We start from the raw sequence: 17,414 nt of genomic DNA, 5'->3' as shown, positions 1-17,414 counted from the left end.
CGCGGGCCGCGAATCAACGTGGTGCGGCCTGCGCCACGACCCACTGCGGATCGTCCAGCGCGAGGTCGTGCCCGGCCGACGGATGGACTGCGATCGGCAGGCGCCATCGCCCGGCCAGGCGGTGTGAGCAGAGGGGATTGACCAGCGCGTCGCCCGCGCCGACCAGCACCTTCAAAGGCACGGCGGGCGGCTGCGCCGGGGCGCGGTAGCGGGCCGCGGCGACGAGCTGCCGCAATGCGTTGACCGTCGACACCGGATGCCGCGCGCGCAACGCCACCCAGTCGTCGATGAGGGCGCGCGACGCACGCGCGTCATGGAGGCGGCTCGTGAGCCGCAGCACCGTGGCCTCGCGCGAATGCGCGTTCCGCCAAGGCCAGAGCACGCCGAGCAGCGCCGCATAGTGGCGCGGTCGCAGCCGCTGATGGAATGCGCTGAAAGGCCGCAAGCTGGTGTTGACCAGCACCGCGCTGCCGATCTCTTCGGGATGTCGGTGCGCCCATTCGACGGCGACCATCGCACCGAGCGACATGGCGAGCAGATGGCAACGCGTCACGCCCAACGCGTGCAGTTGCGCGCGGCAATCCTCCATCGCGGTGCGGATCGACAACGGGCTCTGCAGGGCGTGCCGTGCCCCTGCTCCGGGCAGGTCGATCGTGAGCACGCGCACGCCGGGCAGCCGCTCCGAAAGCAGGGTCGGCAACGCGCCCCAGTGTCCGGCCTCGCGCGTGAGGCCGCGCAGCAGCACCCAGGGCAAAGGGTCAGCGCTCATGCGGCGTACCAGCGCGCCAGTGCCTGCGCGTGATGGCGGCGCCGCGCTTCGTCGTGCGGCACCCATTGCGCATGGCTGCTGGCGGCGCGCGTGATGAAGTCCATCCACCAGAGATGCCGGCGCAACACGCGCTGCTGGCGGTGCGCGATCACTGGGTTGAAGATGCCGTGGCGCGAGAAGAGCTGGCGCGGATTCTTCTTCACCCACAGCCACGATCCCATCTCCAGCGTGAGCGGCAGGAAGAGCGCATCGGGCCGCGCGCAGGCGCTTTGGTAGAGGTGGTCCCATAGGTCGCCGTGCGTCATGTACTGGCGGCTCTGCGGTTCAAGCACATACGGGTGATGCTGCAGGTTCATGTCGATGAGCTCGCCCAGTGCATGCATCTCGGGCAGGTGCGTCATCGGTCGCGGTGTGTGCGCGTAAGGAAACCACAGGCGATCGGTGAGGCCGAAGCCGGAGTGGCAGTCGAGCGCGATGCTGAAGGGGCGGCCGAGCAGTTCTTCTTCGACAAGCGCGCACAGGGCCTGGCTCTCGCTTTCCATCGCCTCGCCCGCCACGCCGCGATACCACGGCAACGTGGCGCTGATGCGCTGGCCGCCGAGCAGCCAGGGCACGCGACCCAGCGCGTCGACCGGCGCGTTGCGCATCAGGTCGACGCCGCGGGGATTGGCGCGTGTGCCGAGCCACAGCCCGCCGGGGTTGACGATCGGCAGGAACACGAGGCGCAGCGTTTCCAACTGGTGCTGCAAGGTCACGTCCCACTGCAGCCGCGTCACGATGCTGCGCAGGTAGGCGATCGTCACCTGCGCGCCGATGCGTTCGAGCCCGTGCACGCCGCCGAAGAAGCCGACCGCGGGCACGTCGCGGCGCGTGCTGCCGAGCAGGAAGGCCTGCACCTCGAAGCGCTCGCCGCCGGCCTCCACGTCGCACAGCACACGGCGTTCCATCGCCGGCCCCGCGAGGTCGACGAGGGCTTGCAGTTCCAGCAGTTCGGGCAGTTCGGCGGGGCTCGTGCGGCGCATGGCGATCGGTGGTTTCGGCCACCAAGGATAGCCAGCGACCTGCCATCAAACCGTCATGTTCGGGGCGTACCGTGGCCGATCCGCTGTCACCCTTCGAGGCCTTCCGATGCGCGCTGTTCTCAATCTGCCGATGACGGGCCACGTGGCCCGCGTGATCGCCGGCGCGATCGTGTGGGGCTGTGCCGAATCGATCGCGCTGGCGCGCTCACGCTGGCGCCGCACGCCGCGCTGAATCGACCAGCTGCCCGAGGCGCTTCAAGCCGGCGTCGATCGCGTCGTCGTACGGCCAGCCGCAGTTGATGCGCAGGTAGTGATCGAAGCGCGGCGAGTTCGAGAACAGGAACCCCGGCGCCACCAGGATGCCGTGGGCCAGCGCCGCATCGAACACGCCGGACGACGAGAGCTTGTCCGGCAATTCGACCCACAGCTGCAGCCCGCCGTTCGGCAGGTTGAGCCGCGTGCCCGCAGGGAAGTAGCGCGCGATGCCTTCGGCCGTTTGCTCCCGCTGCACCCGCAGCGCAGAGCGCAGCCGGCGCAAGTGGCGGTCGTAGGCGCCGGTGCCCATGAAGCCGCCGGCACCGAGTTGCGACAGCACCTCGGTGTTGCGCGTCTGCGCGTACTTCAACATCTCGACGCGCGCCTGCCAGCGGCCCGCCGCTATCCAGCCCAGCCGCATGCCGGGCGCGAGGATCTTGTGCATCGACGCGCAATGGATCACGTTGCCGCTGCGGTCCCACGACTTGATCGCGCGCGGCGTGGTCTCGACATCGAGCAGCTCGGTGTAGGTGTCGTCTTCGATCAGCGCGATCTGCTGCTGCTCGCACAGGCGCACCAGCCGCGCCTTGTGCGCGTCGGGCATCACGCTGCCGAGCGGGTTCTGCAGGTGCGGGATCACCACCACGGCGCGGATGTCGTCGTAGGTCTGGAGGGCGAGTTCGAGGGCCTCGATCGACAGGCCGGTTTGCGGACTGGTGGGGATCTCGAGCGCGCGCAGCCCCAGGCTTTCGAGCACCTGCAGCAAGCCGTAGAAAGTCGGCGACTCGACCGCGATGGTGTCGCCCGGCTTCGCGACCGCGCGCAGCGCGAGGTTGAGCGCCTCGATGCAGCCGTTGGTGATGAGCACTTCTTCGGGCGCCAGCGTCATGCCGCCCGCCAGCGAACGCTTGGCCAGCACCTCGCGAAAGTGCGGATCGCCCTGCAGCGGCGGCACGCCGGCGAGCAGTTCCGGGCGCAGGCGCAGCGCGCGCGTCATGCCCGCGCGCAAGGCCTCGGCCGGGTAGAGCGCCGGCGCGGCGCGGGCGATCGAGAAGTTGAGCTTGATGTCGGCCGCGCGCCGCTGCGACACGAAAGCCGACACGCGCGCGTGGATGCCGACGTACTGCGCCGGATCGGGGCGCTGGCCGGCGGGCGGCTCGTCCATCGGCGCCATGCGCAGGCGCTGCGGCTGGCGCACGAAATAGCCCGAGCGGGCACGCGCCTCGGCCCAGCCGTCGGACTCGAGCGTGCGGCACATCTGCAGCGCGGTGGACAGGCTGATGTCGTGCAGCCGCATCAGGCTGCGCAGCGACGGCATGCGTTCGCCGGGCCGCAGCGAGCCGGCCTCGATCGCGCCACGGTAATGCGTGGCGAGCTGGCGGTACAACGGGGGCGGTGCGGTGGAGCGCGTCATGGGCATGCGGCCGATGCTGGCCCGCTCGCGGGGTTGAAAACAGATGCAGATCGGGCGAAAACGACCATAACAGACGGCGCCGCCAGTGCACTGTTCTGGTCGCAAGCGATGGGCCTGTGCCTGTTGTTCAGGCGCCGGGCCGCCGACGATAAAGGCCTTCTTTCAAGGAGTCTTCCATGACCGCCCGCACCGTCACGACCCTCATCCGCCTCGCGCCCGGCGAAGCGCTTCACCTGCCGCTCGACGCGCGCAGCACGCTGCAGGTCGCCGCCGGCACCGTCGTGCTGCGCGAGCCGTTGCGCTGGCTGGCCGACACGGTGGTGGCGCCGGTCGTTGCGTTGTCCGAAAGCGAATGCCACCGGCTCGCGCACGCGGGCTGGGTCGTGGTCGAGGCCGGGGAGGGCGGCGCCGACGTGCGCAGCCTCCGGCGCCCGGCGGCTGTGCGCAGCCTGTGGAAAGCCCTGTTCGCTGACAGACGGGCGCGCGCGACACTGGCAAGCTGACGCCACTGCCACACCTCAGGGTTTTCACAATGAAAAGCGCTCCGTTCGTCTTCGCCGCTCTGCTTGCGGCTGCCGCCATGCCCTCCGCGGCGCAGGTCTCGGTCAACATCAATGTGCCGGGCCTGGTGCAGATGGCGCCTCCGGCGCCGCGCTACGAGCGCGTGCCCCCGCCGCGCGGCGGTCAGGTGTGGGTGCCCGGCCGCTGGCAATGGACGGGCCGCGACTACGCCTGGCGCGGCGGCCGGTGGATGGCCGCCCGGCCGGATTACGCCTATGCGCCGGGCCAATGGGTGCAGGCCGATGGCGGCTGGCGATGGCGCGACGGCGACTGGCGCCGCGCAGAGCGTCGCCAGGAACGACGCGACCGTCGCGACGACCGCGATGACCGTCACGAGCGTCACGACGACCGCCGCGGCGACCGCCATGGCGGTTACCACTGCCCGCCCGGTCAGGCCAAGAAGGGTAACTGCTGAGCCTGGCGCCGCTCAGCGCGGCCTGGCCGGGTAGCCCGCTTCGATCCAGCTCTCGGCGCTGGTGCCGGTGAGCTTGAAGGTCGGCGCCACGCGCGCTTCGCCGACCTGCACGCCCGCCTCGTCGTGCGCGGTGAGCATCGCGTAGGGGTTGTCTTCGTCGGGCACGATCTGCAGTGACACGCGGATGCGTTCCGATCCGGCGCCGACGTTCACATGCTTGTTGAGCTGCGCGTGCAGCTGCTGCTCGTGGCGGCGCAGCACTTCGGAGGCCGTCTTCACCAGCGTGTGGAACGCGGGCGCATCGAGCGGCTTGGGGTTCTTCTTGTCGCGGCCCATGGTCCACGGGCCGGTGAGGGCGGGCTCGGCCTCGCCCTGGCGCGTCATCGAGACGGCCCAGCCGTCGTCGTCTTCGTTCTTGATGACGCGCGCCGTCCAGAGCGCGTCGCGCCAGAGGCGGGGTTCCTGGACCGTCAGGTCGTCGGGGTCTTCCGGGATGTCTGCAAGGGGCAAGGAATCGGTCATGAGGGCATGATGCACTGCTGTTTTTGTTGCGGAGATTGTCGATGCCCACCGATCCTGCCCGCGTCGCCCGCGCCCGTGCCATGTGGCGCTGGGTCGGCGACGAACGACCGCCCTTCGCCATCGCGCTCCGGGCCGGCCAGGAGTCGGTGTGGGACTATCCCCGGCCGCCGCGCCTGGCGCCCGATCCGCGCGAGGTGGTGGTGCGTTTGGGCGACGTGGAAATCGCCCGCACGCGGCGCGCGCTGCGCGTGCTCGAAACGGCCAGTCCGCCAACCTTCTATCTGCCCGTGAGTGACATCCGCATGGAACACCTCGTACCCGCCGATGGCAGCTCGCACTGCGAGTGGAAGGGCGACGCGGGCTATTGGTCGGTCGTCGCCGACGGCCAGCGACTCGACCGCGTTGCGTGGTCGTACCCGGAGCCGTTCGACGAGTTCGCCGCGCTGCGCGACCACATCGCCTTCTACCCGCAGCCGCTCGACTGCCGGGTCGACGACGTGCACGTGCTGCCGCAACCGGGCCGCTTCTATGCGGGCTGGATCACGCCCGAAGTGATCGGGCCGTTCAAGGGCGAGCCGGGCTCGGGCGGCTGGTGAAGGCGCGCTCCGTGGCGGTCAGAAAACCGAGAGCCTGGTCTTCGCCACGAACAGTTCCAGCGCCTTCATGCCGAGCAGCGAATTGCCGGTCGCGTCGAGCGCGGGCGACCACACGGCCAGCGTGAGCTGGTCGGGCACCACGGCCACGATGCCGCCGCCCACGCCGCTCTTGCACGGCAGGCCGATGTTGAAAGCCACGTCGCCCGCTGCGTCGTAGGTGCCGCAGGTCAGCATGAGCGCATTGATGCGGCGCGTCTGGCGTTCGTTGGTCACGTCCGACCGGCCGCCGAACGGATGCGCACCGTCGCGGCAAAGAAACCCCGCGGCGCGCGCCAGCTGCCGGCAATTCATGCGCACCGCGCACTGGTTGAAGTAGGTGTCGAGCACCGGCGCGACGTCGTTGTCGATCTTGCCGAAGCTCTTCATGAAATTGGCGAGCGCGATGTTGCGGTAGCCGGTGGCGGCTTCGGAGGCGGCGACTTCCGCATCGAAGCCGATCGGCTCGCCAGAGAGGCTCGTCATCAGCGCGAGGATGTCGGCCTTGGCGCCTTCGCCGCTGCCCGCGTGCGTGACCAGCCGGTCGGCCACCGCGATCGCACCGGCATTGATGAACGGATTGCGCGGCTTGCCCTGTTCGTTCTCCAGCTGCACCAGCGAATTGAACGGGTTGCCCGAGGGCTCGCGCCCGATGCGCTCCCACAGCGCGTCGCCCACGCGCTGCATGGCGAGCGTGAGCGTGAAGAGCTTCGAGACGCTCTGGATCGAGAAGGGCGTGGCGCTGTCGCCTGCTGCCGCTTCCTCGCCGCGGCAGGTGTGCAGTGCGATGCCGAGTTGCCGCGGGTCCACGCAGGCCAGCGCGGGGATGTAGCTGGCCACGGTGCCGGCCGCGCCGAGCTCGGGTTGCAGCGTGGCAACGATGTCTTCGAGGATCGTTTGGAAGTTCATCGGGAGCACGTTAACGGGTGCGCCGGCTCACCATCACGATGCCGAGCGCGACGCCCATCAGTGCCAGCACCAGCTGCAGCGTGAGCGGCTCGTGCAACAGCACCACGCCGAACACCAGGGCGAAGACCGGCGTCAGAAACGTGAAGGACGACATCTGCGTGGCCGGGTAGTGGCGCAGCATCCACATCCAGGCGAGGTAGCTCGCGAAGGCGCCGATGAAGGTCTGCACCGCGATCGAGCCCCAGGCCCAGGCCGGGTAGTGCCAGGCCCACGATTCGCCGAGCGCCATCGAGATGAACGGGCAAACGGCCGCAGTCACGGCGACTTGGTAGAAAAGCGTCTTCTCCGGTGTCGCGGTGGCCAGGCGACTCGAGCGGATCGTGAGCGTGGTCAGGCCCCACAGCATGCCGGCCGCCAGGCCGAGTGCATCGCCGTACAGTTGCGACGAGGTGGTGTGGCCGAAGCTCTCGCTGAACGCGACGATGACGCCGCCGAACGCGATCGCCAGCCCCGCCCACTGCAGCCCGCGCAGTCGCTCCGACGGCACCCAGCGCGGCAGGATCAGCGCGACCCAGAACGGCGACGTATAGAGAAACACCGTGAGCCGCGAGGCGCTCGTGTGCTGCAGCCCGATGTAGATGCAGACGAACTCGCCGGCAAACAGCAGGCCCGCGAGCAAGCCGGCGGGCAGCGTGCCGTCGCGCGCGAACAGCGGCACCTTGCGCGCCACGCACCAGGCCCACAGCAGCGCCACCGCGCCCGTCATGCGGATCGACGCCTGCCACAGCGGCGGCACCTCGGCGGCGGTCGCCTTGATCAGGATCTGCTGCAGACCCCAGAACGCGCAGCAGGCGACGAGCAGGGTGATGGCGAGGGCGTCGAGATGGGTCTTGCGCGGGGTCATCGGTCGATCGTAGGGGCGGTCTCCGAGTATCGCGGCGCTCGCGAGCGCCGGACGGCCGTCGCGGCGACGCGTCAGAGCGGCAGCTCGGTGTAGAAACGCCCGCCGTGGTACAGCAAGGGCGAGGCGCCCACGTTGTGCGTGCAGCGCTCCACTTCGCCCACGAAGATGACGTGGTCGCCTTCGTCGTAGCGGCTGCGGTTGAAGCACTCGAAGCTGGCGGCGGCGCCGACCAGCACCGGCGCACCGCCGAGCCCTTCGGTGAAGCCGACGTCGCTCCAGCGGTCGATGTGTTTGGTCGCGAAGCGCTGGGCCAGTGCCTTCTGGTTCGCGGCCAGGATGTTGACCGTGTAGTGCGATCCGGCACTGAGCGCCGGCATCGACCCCGCGCCGCGCGCCAGGCTCCACAGCACCAGCGGGGGACTGAGCGACACCGAGTTGAACGAGTTGGCCGTGAGGCCGACGAACGTGCCGTCGGCCGCGCGCGCAGTGACGATGGTGACGCCGGTGGCGAACATGCCGAGCGCATCGCGGAACTCGTCCGTCGAGAAGGAAGGCGCCTGGGCCTGTGCGGGAGCGGTCACGGAGAAAATGGAAGAAAGCGGAGCGCCATTCTGGCCGATCGCTTCCCGGGCCGCTGTCATCCGTGTTCCTGCGTTGGTCCCTTCACCCGAAGAACCAGTAGCAAACCCCGATCGCCGCGACCACGCCGGCCAGCTCGGCCAGCAGGGCGCAGGGCACCGCGTGGCGGGCGCGCTGGAGGTTGACCGCGCCGAAGTAGACGGCGAGCACGTAGAAAGTGGTTTCGGTGCTGCCCTGGATGGTGGCGGCGGCGAGAGCGGGGAAGCTGTCGACGCCCTGGTTCTTCATCGTCTCGATCAGCATCGCGCGCGCTGCGCTGCCGGAAAAGGGCTTGACCAGCGCGGTCGGCAGCGCATCGACGAAGCGGGTGTCCCAGCCGGTCAGCGCCACCAGCCACCGGATGCCGTTGAGCAAGAGGTCGAGTGCGCCCGATGCGCGCAGCACGCCCACGGCACACAGCATCGCGACGAGGTACGGCAGCAGGTTCTTCGCGATGTCGAAGCCTTCCTTCGCGCCTTCGATGAAGGCCTCGTACACCTTCACCCGCCGGACCGCGCCGGCGATCAGGAAGACCAGGAGGATCCCGAACAACGTCACGTTGCCGAGCAGCGACGACAGCGAGGCGATGGCCGCCGCCGACAGCGTGCCGAGCAGCGCCATGAAGCCGCCGAGCAACAGCGCGCCGGGCAGCAGGTAGGCGAGCACCACCGGATCCCACAGCTTCAGGCGCTGCACCAGCGCGACCGACAGCAACCCGACCAGCGTCGATGCGCTGGTCGCCAGCAGGATTGGCAGGAACACCATCGTCGGGTCGGCCGCGCCCTGCTGCGCGCGGTACATGAAGATGGTCACCGGCAGCAGGGTGAGCGACGAGGCGTTCATCACCAGGAACAGGATCTGCGCGTTGCTCGCGGTGGTGCTGCTCGGGTTCAGCGTCTGCAGTTCGCGCATCGCCTTCAGGCCGATCGGCGTGGCTGCGTTGTCCAGGCCGAGCGCATTGGCCGCGAAGTTCATGGTGATCAAACCGAGCGCAGGGTGACCGGCCGGCACCTCCGGCATCAGCCGCCGGAACAGCGGGCCGAGCAGGCGCGCCAGCCAAGCGACCAGCCCGGCGGCCTCTGCGATCTTGAGGAAGCCGAGCCACAGCGTGAGCGTGCCGAACAGCAGCACCATGACCTCGACCGCGAGGCGCGCCATGGCGAAGAGGCTGTCGACCAGCGCCGCGAAAACGGTCGGGTCGCCGCCGATGAGCCAGCGGCCGAAGGCAGCCAGCGCCGCCACCATGAAAAACCCCAGCCACAAGCCGTTGAGCACGCTTTCCCCTCTTTGATGCCGGCCGATGATAGGTGGGTAGAGTGCGGCCCATGACGTCGCTCCGAAGATTCCTCGCCACCGCTGCCGTGCTGCTGGCGACTGCGCTGATGAGCGGCTGCGCGTCGTTGCCGCCGTCGGTGCCCCAGCCGGCCACGCATGCCATTGCCGATGGCGAAGGAACCTTTCTCGGGAAGGCGGCGGCCATGGGCGCCCCGGCCGCCCTGCCCGGCGCCGCGCCGCTGTCAGGCTTTCGGCTCATGCCCGAGGCGGCCTTCGCGTTCGACGCGCGCATCGCGCTGGCCCGCAACGCCGAAAAGTCGCTCGACGTGCAGTACTACCTGATCGAGAAGGACGATGTCGGCCTGCTGCTGCTGAAAGAGCTGCGCGATGCCGCGCTGCGCGGCGTGCGGGTGCGTCTGCTGGTGGACGACCTCTACAGCGGTGGCGAAGACGAACTCTTCGGCGCGTTCTCGGCCTTCCCGAACGTGGAGGTGCGGCTCTTCAACCCGTTGCCATCGCGCGCGAGTTCGTTGCCCGTGCGGCTTGCCTTGTCGCTGCACGAGTTCAAGCGCATCAACCACCGCATGCACAACAAGCTGATGATCGCGGACAACAGCTTCTCCGTTTCGGGTGGCCGCAACATCGCCAACGACTACTTCATGCGCAGCACGGCGGCGAACTTCATCGACATGGACGTGGTGTCGAGCGGGCCGGTCGTGCACGACTTTTCCAGAGCGTTCGACATGTACTGGAACAGCGAGTTCGTGCGGCCGATCGAGAGCATCGCGCCGATCGGCTTGCCGGCCGCCGCCGCGCAGAAGCGCTTTGACGAGATCGCCCGCGACGCCGTGCCCGACGTGCCGCTGCGTCCGCGCGACGTGCTCGCCAACGCGCCTTTCGGCGAGGAGCTGGTCACCGGCAAGCTGGAGCGCCACTGGGCCACTGCGCGCGTCTACGCCGACCCGCCCGCGAAGATCACGCGCAAGCCCGAAGACGCCTACCGCGGCAGCGTGACCGAGGGCGCATTGGCCGCCATTGGCACGGCCACCCGCAAGGTGGTGATCGCCTCGCCTTACTTCATCCCGGGCCCCATCGGCATGGCGATGATGCGCGAGCAGGTCGAGGAGGGTGTGGCCGTCACGGTGGTCACCAATTCGCTCGGATCGACCGATGAGCCGCTGGCTTACGCGGGCTATGAGCGCTACCGCGCCGACATGCTCAAGGCGGGCGTGACGATCTATGAAATCGCGCCGCAATACAGCGCACGCAGCAAGCGCTTCGGCGAGTTCGGCAAGTCGATCAGCCGGCTGCACGCGAAGCTTGCGATCCTGGACGAACACCGCATCTTCGTGGGCTCGATGAACCTCGATCACCGGTCGGCAGCGGTCAACACCGAGCTCGGCCTGCTCATCGACAACCGGCTTCTCGTGGCCGAGTACAACGACTTCGTGCGCGGCGCCGACGGCGTGGACGACATCGGCTACCGGTTGCGCCTGACGCCCGATGGTCGCCGCACCGAATGGCTCGAATACAACGACCAGGGTGGCGAGATCGTGCATGCCGACGTGCCGGGCGAATTTCTGTGGCTTCGCTTCAAAAGCTGGCTGCTGCTGCCGATCGTTGGGGAAGATCTGCTGTGAGGCGCGAGGTCGTCCGGACCGGTCTGCTCCTGCTGGCCGTGGCGGCGGCTGGCTGCGCCAGCCTTGCGCCGCCCGTCGCGAGCGTGCCGACACGGGCGTTGTCGGATGTGGCGCAGACCCCGCTCGCGCGCATTGCCGCGGCCGGTGCGTCCGAACAGGCACCCGGTGCGTCGGGCTTCCGGCTGCTGCCCGAGGCTTCGTTCGCGTTCGATGCGCGCATCGCCCTGGTGCGCAAGGCCGAGCGCTCGCTCGACGTCCAGTACTACCTGATCCAGAACGACGACGTCGGCCTCCAGCTGCTGCGCGAGCTGCGGGACGCGGCTGCTCGCGGCGTGCGCGTGCGCCTGCTGGTCGACGATTTCTACACCGCCGGCGAAGACGAACTGCTCGCGACCCTCGCTGCGTTCCCGAACGTCGAAGTGCGCCTCTTCAATCCGTTGCCGTGGCGCGCGGGCTCGCTCGAGATGCGCGTTCTGTTCTCGCTCAACGAGTTCAGCCGGATCAACCACCGGATGCACAACAAGCTGCTGGTGGCAGACAACAGCTTTGCCGTTTCGGGTGGCCGCAACATCGCCAACGACTACTTCATGCGCAGCACGTCGGCCAATTTCATCGACGTCGACATCCTGTCGAGTGGTCCGATCGTGCCGCGCATGTCCGAGGGTTTCGACCGCTACTGGAACAGCGCGCAGGTCCGGCCGGTCGGCGGCGTGGTGCAGGGCGCGCCGAAAGGGGAGGCCGCGCAGCGCCGCTTCGACCACCTGGCCGCGCGCGCCGCGCCCGACGTGCCGGTGCGCGAGCGCGATGTGCTGGGGCGCACGCCGCTGACCGCGCAACTGGCCGAGGGCGTGGTCGAGCGCGATTGGGGCCACGCGGAACTCTTCGTCGACGACCCGGCCAAGATCACGCGCGCCGCGGACGAGGCGATCAGGGGCAGCGTGACCGAAGGCGCGCTCACCGCATTGAATTCGGCGCGTGCGGGCGTGCTGATCGTGTCGCCTTATTTCATTCCCAATGAACGCGGGCTGGCGATGATGCAGACCGCCGTCGCGCACGGCGGCCACATCAAAATCGTCACCAATTCGCTGGGCTCGACCGACGAGCCGCTCGCCTATGCCGGCTACGCGCGCTCACGCGCCGCGATGCTGCGCGCCGGCATCGAGCTGCGCGAGCTCGGCGCGGGCCTGGCGAGCTGCAGCGGGCGCTTCGGCGACTTCGGCCAGTCGATCAGCCGGATGCACGCCAAGCTCGCGGTGATCGACGACAAGCGGCTCTTCATCGGCTCCATGAACCTCGACCGGCGCTCGGCCGTCGTCAACACCGAAGCCGCCTTGCTGATCGACAGCCCGACGCTGGTGGCGCGTTTCCTGTCGCTCAGCAGCGGGGACCGGTTCAACGCGGCCTACCGGCTGCGCCTGAACCCGGCGACCGGCGCGGTCGAATGGCTGGAGGATGGCGCCGATGGCCAGGATGTGGTCCACACCGACGAGCCTGGTGGCCAGTACGGGACGCGCCTGAAGAACTGGCTGCTGCTGCCGATCGTCGGCACCGACTTGCTCTAGTTGCCAAGGACCGCCTTCGGGCCTGTCTCGCGCGCGACGGCGCACACCCACGGAGGGTGACAGCATCTGCGCCGGCGAATCACCGCCACTCTTTCCATGACATTCCTCCCCGACGGCCTGATCGTTGTTGCCAAGCGCGAGTGCCCGACCTGCACGCTGGTCGAGCCGTTGCTGGCCGAACTGGCCAGCGGTGCGGAGCCCCTGATCGTGTATGTGCAGGACGACCCGCGCTACGCCGCCGGTCTTGCAGGGCAGGTCTACGACGAGACGCTCGAGCACTCTTTCCGGCTCGGCATTGAGTTCGTGCCGACGCTCATCCGCATGAAGGACGGCCTGGAAGTCGCGCGCACCTACGGCTGGCACCGCGGCGATTGGCAAGACATCAGCGGCCGTCCGGACCTCGGCGAATCGCTGCCGCCGATGCGACCGGGCTGCGGCTCGAAGACGCTGGACCCCGGCATCGCCGAAGAGCTGGTCGTGCGCTTCGGCGACACCGGCCTCGTCGCGCGCCAGGTCGACATCGGCGAGGGCGAGGATTTGATGGAAGCCTGCTTCGATCGTGGCTGGACCGACGGACTGCCGGTCGTGCCGCCGACGCCCGCGCGCGTGCTGCGCATGCTGCAGGGCACGACGCGCCGGCCGGACGAATGCATCGGCGAGGTGCCGCCCGACCTCGCACCCTGCACGGTCGAGAAAGTCGCCATCAACGCCGTCATGGCGGGCTGCAAGCCAGAGTACCTGCCGGTGGTGCTGGCCGCCGTGGAGGCCGCGCTGATCGATGAATTCGGCATGCACGGCGTGCTCTGCACCACGATGTTCGCGGGGCCGATGGTGATCGTGAACGGGCCGGTGGTGGCGAGTGTTGGCCTGAACGCCGGTGTCAATGCGCTGGGCCAGGGCAGCCGCGCGAACGCCACGATCGGGCGCGCGCTGCAGCTGGTCATCCGCAACGTCGGCGGCGGACGTCCCGGCGAGGTCGACCGCGCCACGCTCGGCACGCCGGGCAAGTACACCTTCTGCTTCGCCGAGGCCGAAACGCCCGGCTGGGAATCGCTCGCGGTCGAACGCGGCTTCGCGCCCGATGCCTCTGTCGTGACGCTGTTCGCCGCCGAAGGCGTGCAGGGCATCGTCGACCAGAAATCGCGTGAGCCCGAATCGCTCGCCCGCAGCTTCGCGCTGTGCCTGCGCAGCGTCGACCATCCGAAGCTCGCGATGGCGGGCGACGCAGTGCTCGTCGTGTCGCCCGAGCACGCGCGCGTGTTCATCGACGCGGGCTGGTCGAAGGCGCGCCTGCGCGCCGAGCTCGACGCGCTGCTTCTCTCGCCGGCCGACGACATGCTCGCGGGCGTGGGCGGCATCGCCGAAGGGCTGCCAGCATCTCTTGCCGGCACGATGGTGCCCAAGTTCAGGCCCGGCGGCCTTCTCATCGTTCGCGCCGGCGGCACCGCCGGCCTGTTTTCGGCGGTCATCGCCGGTTGGGCCGCCTCGGGCGCCACCGGTTCCACCCCGGTTTCCAAGGAGATCACTTCATGAATCCCACGCACACGCTGCTGGACCCGACGTCGGAGCGCGCCGCTGCCGGGCGCGCCCTGGCGGCGCGACCGGCCAGCTTCGACGGGCTCACCGTCGGCCTGCTCGACATCTCGAAGTCGCGCGGCGATGTCTTCCTTGACCGGCTGCACGAACTGCTGGACGCGCGCGGCATCGAGGTGAAGCGGTACCGCAAGCCCACCTTCACCCGGCCCGCGCCGACCGCGCTGCGTCATCAGATCGCGGCCGAATGCCAGCTGGTCGTCGAAGGCCTGGCCGATTGAGGGTCCTGCACGTCGTGCTGTATGCATGACATCGTGGACCTTGAATCGCGTGGCATTCCCGGTGTGGGCGTGGCGTCCGGCGAGTTCGTGGAGGCGGCGGCCCTGCAGGCGAAAGCCCTCGGGCTGTCGCCGGCGATGGTGTTCGTCGCGCATCCGATCCAGGACCGGCGCAACGATGAGCTGCGTGCCCTCGCCGACGCTGCGTTGCCGGAAATCCTGCAGCGCCTGCTCGCGCCCTGAGCGCGCGGGCGGTGGCCCGTGATCGTCGCGGCAGCGGGCCATGTCGACCACGGCAAGACGAGCCTGGTCAAGGCGCTCACCGACGTTGACACCGACCGGCTCGAAGAAGAGAAGCGCCGCGGCATGTCGATCGACATCGGCTTCGCGTATGCCGATTTCGGCCTTGCGTCGCCCGTCGGCTTCGTCGACGTGCCGGGTCACGAGCGCTTCATCCGCAACATGCTGGCCGGGGTGGCGTGTGTCGACCTCGCGCTGCTGGTCGTCGCCGCCGACGACGGGCCGATGCCGCAGACGCTCGAACACCTGGGCATCCTGCAACTGCTCGGCGTGCCGCGCTGCGTGGTGGCGCTCACCAAGATTGACCGTGTTTCCGCGGCACGCGTGGCAGCAGCGGAACGCGAGATCGCGGCGCTGCTGCACGACGGGCCATTTCAGGGCGCGCCGGTGTTCCGGCTTGCCGCGACCACCGGCGCCGGCGTGCCGGCGCTGCGCCAGCACCTGGCCGAGTTGGCGCAGTCGTGGGCCGCGCGTGCGCCCACCGGCCATTTCCGCATGGCGGTCGACCGCAGCTTCACGCTCACCGGCGCCGGCCGCGTCGTGACCGGCGCGGTGCTCTCGGGCACCGTGCGCGTGGGCGATCTGGTGACCGTGTCGCCGCGCGGCACGCCGGCCCGCGTGCGCGCCCTCCACGCGCAGGACCGCCCCGCGGCCGAGGCCGTCGCAGGCCAGCGCGCATCGCTGAACCTGGCGGGCAGCGATCTCAAGGATGCCGCGCCGGTGCGCGGCGACTGGGTCGTCGCGGCACCCGTGCACGCGCCGACCGATCGGCTCGACGTGCAGCTCGACGTTCTCGGCGGGCCGATTCCCGCACTGCTCCCCGCCGCGCTGCAACGCACGGTGCTGCAGCTGCACATCGGCGCGGCCGCCCTCAACGCGCGGCTCGTGGTGCTCGATGCGCCGGTGCCGACCCGCGGGCCGGTTGTCGCGCAGCTGGTGCTCGACCGACCGATCGCCGCGTTGCACGGCGACCGTTTCATCTTGCGGGAACCCGCGGCGAACCGCACGGTGGCGGGCGGACGCGTCATCGATCCGTTCGCGCCGGCGCGTGGCCGCGCGACGCCGGCCCGTCGCAGCGCACTGGCTGCGCTGGCGCGCCCCGATGCTCCCGCTGCGCTGGCGGCGTTGCTCGACGGCGAGCCGCACGGCATCGACCTGGATCGCTTCCTGCTGGCACGCAACCTGACGGGGCTCGATACCGCGTCCCTCCAAGGCCTGCATGCCGTGGCGTGCGACGGCAAACGCATCGCGCTGTCGCCTGCGCACTGGCGGGCCCTGCGCGATGGCGTGTGCGCGGCACTGGGCCGAAGCCATCTCGCGCAGCCCGACAGCGTCGGCTGCACCGCATCGGAGTTGGCCCAGGCGCTGGGCCTGCGCCGCGCGCCGCATCTGCTGCAGGCCGCGCTGGCCGCCGCGGTGCACGACGGCTCCGTGGCGCGCGAAGGTCTGCGCCACCGGCTGCCCGATCACCGCGCCACGCTGTCCGACGTCGACAGCGCGCTCCTTGCACGCACGTCCGCGTTGTTGCAGCCGGCGGGCTTGCGCCCGCCCATCGTCGGCGAGTTGGCTGCCGCATTGGCGTTGCCGCAGCCCGAACTGCTCGATTTTCTGTTGCGGGCCCATCGCCTCGGCGTGCTCGTGCGCGTGGCGCCGAATCGCTTCTACCTGCCAGAGACGGTGGCAGGGCTCATCGTGCATGCACAGGCGCTGTCTGCGGAATCGGCGTCGGGCTTCGTTGCGGCGGCCTACCGCGATCGCACCGGCATCGGCCGCAACCTGACGGTACAGGTGCTCGAATTCCTCGACCGCGAAGGCGTCACCCGCTTCGACGGCATCGGGCGCCTCGCCGACCGCTGAACGTTCGGCCGTCGTGCTAGGGTGCGCGCCAAATCATGAAGCAACTCCTCGAACGCTGGCATCGCGTGCAACGCGCGGCCTTGAACGCACCGGGCCTCGGCGTGCTGCTGCTGGCCGTCCGCAACTACGTGATGCACCAGAGCGCCAACCAAGCCGGCAGCCTGGCGTTCTCGTCGGTGCTCGCCATGTTTCCGTTGCTGATCCTGATGTCGGCAGCCGCCGCCTACATCGGGCAGCCCGGCGATGCCGCGGCGCTGGCCGGCCGGGTCATGGGGTATGCGCCGCCGGTGGTGCGCGAGGCGATGCAGCCGGTCATCGACCAGGTGCTGGCGCAGCGCAACCAGGCGCTGCTGGCCATCGGCCTGGTCGTGACCTTGTGGACCGCGTCGTCGGGCATGCAGGCGGTGCGCGGTGCGCTGAACCGCTCTTACGGCATCGAGCGCGGCCTGCCGTTCTGGAAAGCGCGCATCAAGGTCACGCTGTTCACGGTGATCGTGGGCGGCGGCGTACTGGTGGCGTTCAGCTCGGTGATCGTGATGCCTTACCTCTGGGGGCTGCTTGAGAGCAATGTCGGCGCCGGCCGCGAGACGCTCTGGCTCAACAACAGCGTGCGGTACGGCCTCGCTTTCATCGTGCTCACCACGCTGTACGCGCTGCTCTACGGCTGGTTGCCGGACGTCCGCCAGCGGCTCGCCACCGTGATGCCGGGTGCCCTGATCGGAGCCGCGATGTGGGTCGGGACCGCCGCCACGCTGTCGTACACGCTGCGCACCGCCGGCAAACTCGCGCTGGTGTACGGCAGCTTCGCCGGCGCCGTCGCGACGCTGGTATTTCTGTACATCAGCGCGACCACCCTGATTTTGGGCGCCGAAGTCAACGGCGTGCTGCACAGCAAGCTGGTGCCGCCGGTCGACGGGCCGGACGCGCAACGCACGAAATGAGGACCGG

General features: G+C 69.5%; 18 protein-coding genes. 10 read left to right on the top strand and 8 right to left on the bottom strand.

Annotated features, from left to right (window positions below):
* Positions 1 to 13: 13 nt before the first annotated feature.
* Positions 14 to 769 carry an alpha/beta fold hydrolase gene (locus AX767_RS10105; protein ID WP_068630947.1) on the bottom strand — a complete coding sequence of 252 codons (756 nt, stop codon included), beginning with the start codon at positions 767 to 769 and terminating at the stop codon, positions 14 to 16.
* The gene (locus AX767_RS10100) at positions 766 to 1,791 is read right to left on the bottom strand and encodes a M14 family zinc carboxypeptidase (RefSeq protein ID WP_068630945.1); all 1,026 of its coding nucleotides are present in this window, start codon (positions 1,789 to 1,791) and stop codon (positions 766 to 768) included. The genes AX767_RS10105 and AX767_RS10100 overlap by 4 nt, the downstream gene beginning before the upstream one ends.
* A gap of 106 nt (positions 1,792 to 1,897) precedes the next feature.
* Between AX767_RS10100 and AX767_RS22070 the strand changes: the two genes are divergently transcribed.
* The gene (locus tag AX767_RS22070; RefSeq protein WP_257721719.1) at positions 1,898 to 2,023 is read left to right on the top strand and encodes a hypothetical protein; all 126 of its coding nucleotides are present in this window, start codon (positions 1,898 to 1,900) and stop codon (positions 2,021 to 2,023) included.
* Here AX767_RS22070 and AX767_RS10095 read toward each other — a convergent pair.
* Complete coding sequence (locus AX767_RS10095; RefSeq protein WP_068630943.1) at positions 1,997 to 3,466, bottom strand: aminotransferase-like domain-containing protein; 1,470 nt, start codon at positions 3,464 to 3,466, stop codon at positions 1,997 to 1,999. The two genes, AX767_RS22070 and AX767_RS10095, sit on opposite strands and share 27 nt — an antisense overlap.
* Positions 3,467 to 3,636: 170 nt before the next feature.
* Between AX767_RS10095 and AX767_RS10090 the strand changes: the two genes are divergently transcribed.
* Positions 3,637 to 3,963 carry a hypothetical protein gene (locus tag AX767_RS10090; RefSeq protein WP_068630941.1) on the top strand — a complete coding sequence of 109 codons (327 nt, stop codon included), beginning with the start codon at positions 3,637 to 3,639 and terminating at the stop codon, positions 3,961 to 3,963.
* A 29-nt stretch (positions 3,964 to 3,992) separates the two neighbouring features.
* Complete coding sequence (locus AX767_RS10085) at positions 3,993 to 4,436, top strand: YXWGXW repeat-containing protein (RefSeq protein ID WP_068630939.1); 444 nt, start codon at positions 3,993 to 3,995, stop codon at positions 4,434 to 4,436.
* 12 nt (positions 4,437 to 4,448) lie between these two features.
* Here the strand turns inward: AX767_RS10085 and AX767_RS10080 are convergent, their stop codons facing one another.
* Positions 4,449 to 4,958, bottom strand: a complete 510-nt coding sequence (locus AX767_RS10080) for a hypothetical protein (protein ID WP_068630937.1) — start codon at positions 4,956 to 4,958, stop codon at positions 4,449 to 4,451.
* A gap of 41 nt (positions 4,959 to 4,999) precedes the next feature.
* Here AX767_RS10080 and AX767_RS10075 point away from each other — a divergent pair, with 41 nt between their 5' ends.
* Positions 5,000 to 5,554 (top strand): DUF427 domain-containing protein, encoded by a 555-nt coding sequence (locus AX767_RS10075; protein ID WP_082754973.1) that lies wholly within the window; start codon positions 5,000 to 5,002, stop codon positions 5,552 to 5,554.
* 18 nt (positions 5,555 to 5,572) lie between these two features.
* Here the strand turns inward: AX767_RS10075 and AX767_RS10070 are convergent, their stop codons facing one another.
* The 4 genes from AX767_RS10070 to AX767_RS10055 form a co-directional block, all read right to left on the bottom strand.
* Positions 5,573 to 6,499, bottom strand: a complete 927-nt coding sequence (locus AX767_RS10070) for a glutaminase (protein ID WP_068633561.1) — start codon at positions 6,497 to 6,499, stop codon at positions 5,573 to 5,575.
* A 10-nt stretch (positions 6,500 to 6,509) separates the two neighbouring features.
* Positions 6,510 to 7,403 carry a DMT family transporter gene (locus tag AX767_RS10065; protein WP_068630934.1) on the bottom strand — a complete coding sequence of 298 codons (894 nt, stop codon included), beginning with the start codon at positions 7,401 to 7,403 and terminating at the stop codon, positions 6,510 to 6,512.
* Between the two features lie 71 nt (positions 7,404 to 7,474).
* A complete protein-coding gene (locus tag AX767_RS10060; protein ID WP_443082779.1) occupies positions 7,475 to 7,918 on the bottom strand; it encodes a flavin reductase family protein in 444 nt (147 codons plus the stop codon).
* 148 nt (positions 7,919 to 8,066) lie between these two features.
* Complete coding sequence (locus AX767_RS10055) at positions 8,067 to 9,296, bottom strand: nucleoside recognition domain-containing protein (RefSeq protein WP_068630932.1); 1,230 nt, start codon at positions 9,294 to 9,296, stop codon at positions 8,067 to 8,069.
* A gap of 50 nt (positions 9,297 to 9,346) precedes the next feature.
* Between AX767_RS10055 and AX767_RS10050 the strand changes: the two genes are divergently transcribed.
* The 6 genes from AX767_RS10050 to AX767_RS10020 all read left to right on the top strand — a co-directional run bounded on the left by AX767_RS10050 (position 9,347) and on the right by AX767_RS10020 (position 17,407).
* Positions 9,347 to 10,936 (top strand): phospholipase D-like domain-containing protein, encoded by a 1,590-nt coding sequence (locus AX767_RS10050; RefSeq protein ID WP_068630930.1) that lies wholly within the window; start codon positions 9,347 to 9,349, stop codon positions 10,934 to 10,936.
* Positions 10,933 to 12,498, top strand: coding sequence for a phospholipase D family protein (locus AX767_RS10045; protein ID WP_068630928.1), 1,566 nt, complete (start codon positions 10,933 to 10,935; stop codon positions 12,496 to 12,498). Before AX767_RS10050 ends, AX767_RS10045 begins: the two co-directional genes overlap by 4 nt.
* A 96-nt stretch (positions 12,499 to 12,594) precedes the next feature.
* A complete protein-coding gene (locus AX767_RS10040) occupies positions 12,595 to 14,031 on the top strand; it encodes a thioredoxin family protein (RefSeq protein ID WP_068630926.1) in 1,437 nt (478 codons plus the stop codon).
* Positions 14,028 to 14,552, top strand: a complete 525-nt coding sequence (locus tag AX767_RS22165) for a UGSC family (seleno)protein (protein WP_335338852.1) — start codon at positions 14,028 to 14,030, stop codon at positions 14,550 to 14,552. The genes AX767_RS10040 and AX767_RS22165 overlap by 4 nt, the downstream gene beginning before the upstream one ends.
* A gap of 18 nt (positions 14,553 to 14,570) precedes the next feature.
* Positions 14,571 to 16,466 (top strand): selenocysteine-specific translation elongation factor, encoded by a 1,896-nt coding sequence (gene selB, locus AX767_RS10025; protein WP_068630920.1) that lies wholly within the window; start codon positions 14,571 to 14,573, stop codon positions 16,464 to 16,466.
* 35 nt (positions 16,467 to 16,501) lie between these two features.
* Positions 16,502 to 17,407: a YihY/virulence factor BrkB family protein gene (locus tag AX767_RS10020; protein WP_068630918.1), complete on the top strand. Its 906-nt coding sequence runs from the start codon at positions 16,502 to 16,504 to the stop codon at positions 17,405 to 17,407.
* Positions 17,408 to 17,414: the final 7 nt, after the last annotated feature.

Source organism: Variovorax sp. PAMC 28711, from assembly GCF_001577265.1.
Lineage (GTDB): Bacteria > Pseudomonadota > Gammaproteobacteria > Burkholderiales > Burkholderiaceae_C > Variovorax.
The sequence above is the reverse complement of the archived record's forward strand: the minus strand, read 5'-3'. Positions and strand labels throughout refer to the sequence as shown.

What these genes read in the sequence shown, in the direction of transcription:
- AX767_RS10060 (WP_443082779.1), bottom strand. Translation starts at nt 7,918, where the DNA reads ATGTTCGCCACCGGCGTCACCATCGTCACTGCGCGCGCGGCCGACGGC.
- AX767_RS10020 (WP_068630918.1), top strand. Translation starts at nt 16,502, where the DNA reads ATGAAGCAACTCCTCGAACGCTGGCATCGCGTGCAACGCGCGGCCTTG.
- AX767_RS10050 (WP_068630930.1), top strand. Translation starts at nt 9,347, where the DNA reads ATGACGTCGCTCCGAAGATTCCTCGCCACCGCTGCCGTGCTGCTGGCG.
- AX767_RS10070 (WP_068633561.1), bottom strand. Translation starts at nt 6,499, where the DNA reads ATGAACTTCCAAACGATCCTCGAAGACATCGTTGCCACGCTGCAACCC.
- AX767_RS10105 (WP_068630947.1), bottom strand. Translation starts at nt 769, where the DNA reads ATGAGCGCTGACCCTTTGCCCTGGGTGCTGCTGCGCGGCCTCACGCGC.
- AX767_RS10085 (WP_068630939.1), top strand. Translation starts at nt 3,993, where the DNA reads ATGAAAAGCGCTCCGTTCGTCTTCGCCGCTCTGCTTGCGGCTGCCGCC.
- AX767_RS10090 (WP_068630941.1), top strand. Translation starts at nt 3,637, where the DNA reads ATGACCGCCCGCACCGTCACGACCCTCATCCGCCTCGCGCCCGGCGAA.
- AX767_RS10100 (WP_068630945.1), bottom strand. Translation starts at nt 1,791, where the DNA reads ATGCGCCGCACGAGCCCCGCCGAACTGCCCGAACTGCTGGAACTGCAA.
- AX767_RS22070 (WP_257721719.1), top strand. Translation starts at nt 1,898, where the DNA reads ATGCGCGCTGTTCTCAATCTGCCGATGACGGGCCACGTGGCCCGCGTG.
- AX767_RS10095 (WP_068630943.1), bottom strand. Translation starts at nt 3,466, where the DNA reads ATGCCCATGACGCGCTCCACCGCACCGCCCCCGTTGTACCGCCAGCTC.
- AX767_RS10080 (WP_068630937.1), bottom strand. Translation starts at nt 4,958, where the DNA reads ATGACCGATTCCTTGCCCCTTGCAGACATCCCGGAAGACCCCGACGAC.
- AX767_RS10040 (WP_068630926.1), top strand. Translation starts at nt 12,595, where the DNA reads ATGACATTCCTCCCCGACGGCCTGATCGTTGTTGCCAAGCGCGAGTGC.
- AX767_RS10075 (WP_082754973.1), top strand. Translation starts at nt 5,000, where the DNA reads ATGCCCACCGATCCTGCCCGCGTCGCCCGCGCCCGTGCCATGTGGCGC.
- AX767_RS10065 (WP_068630934.1), bottom strand. Translation starts at nt 7,403, where the DNA reads ATGACCCCGCGCAAGACCCATCTCGACGCCCTCGCCATCACCCTGCTC.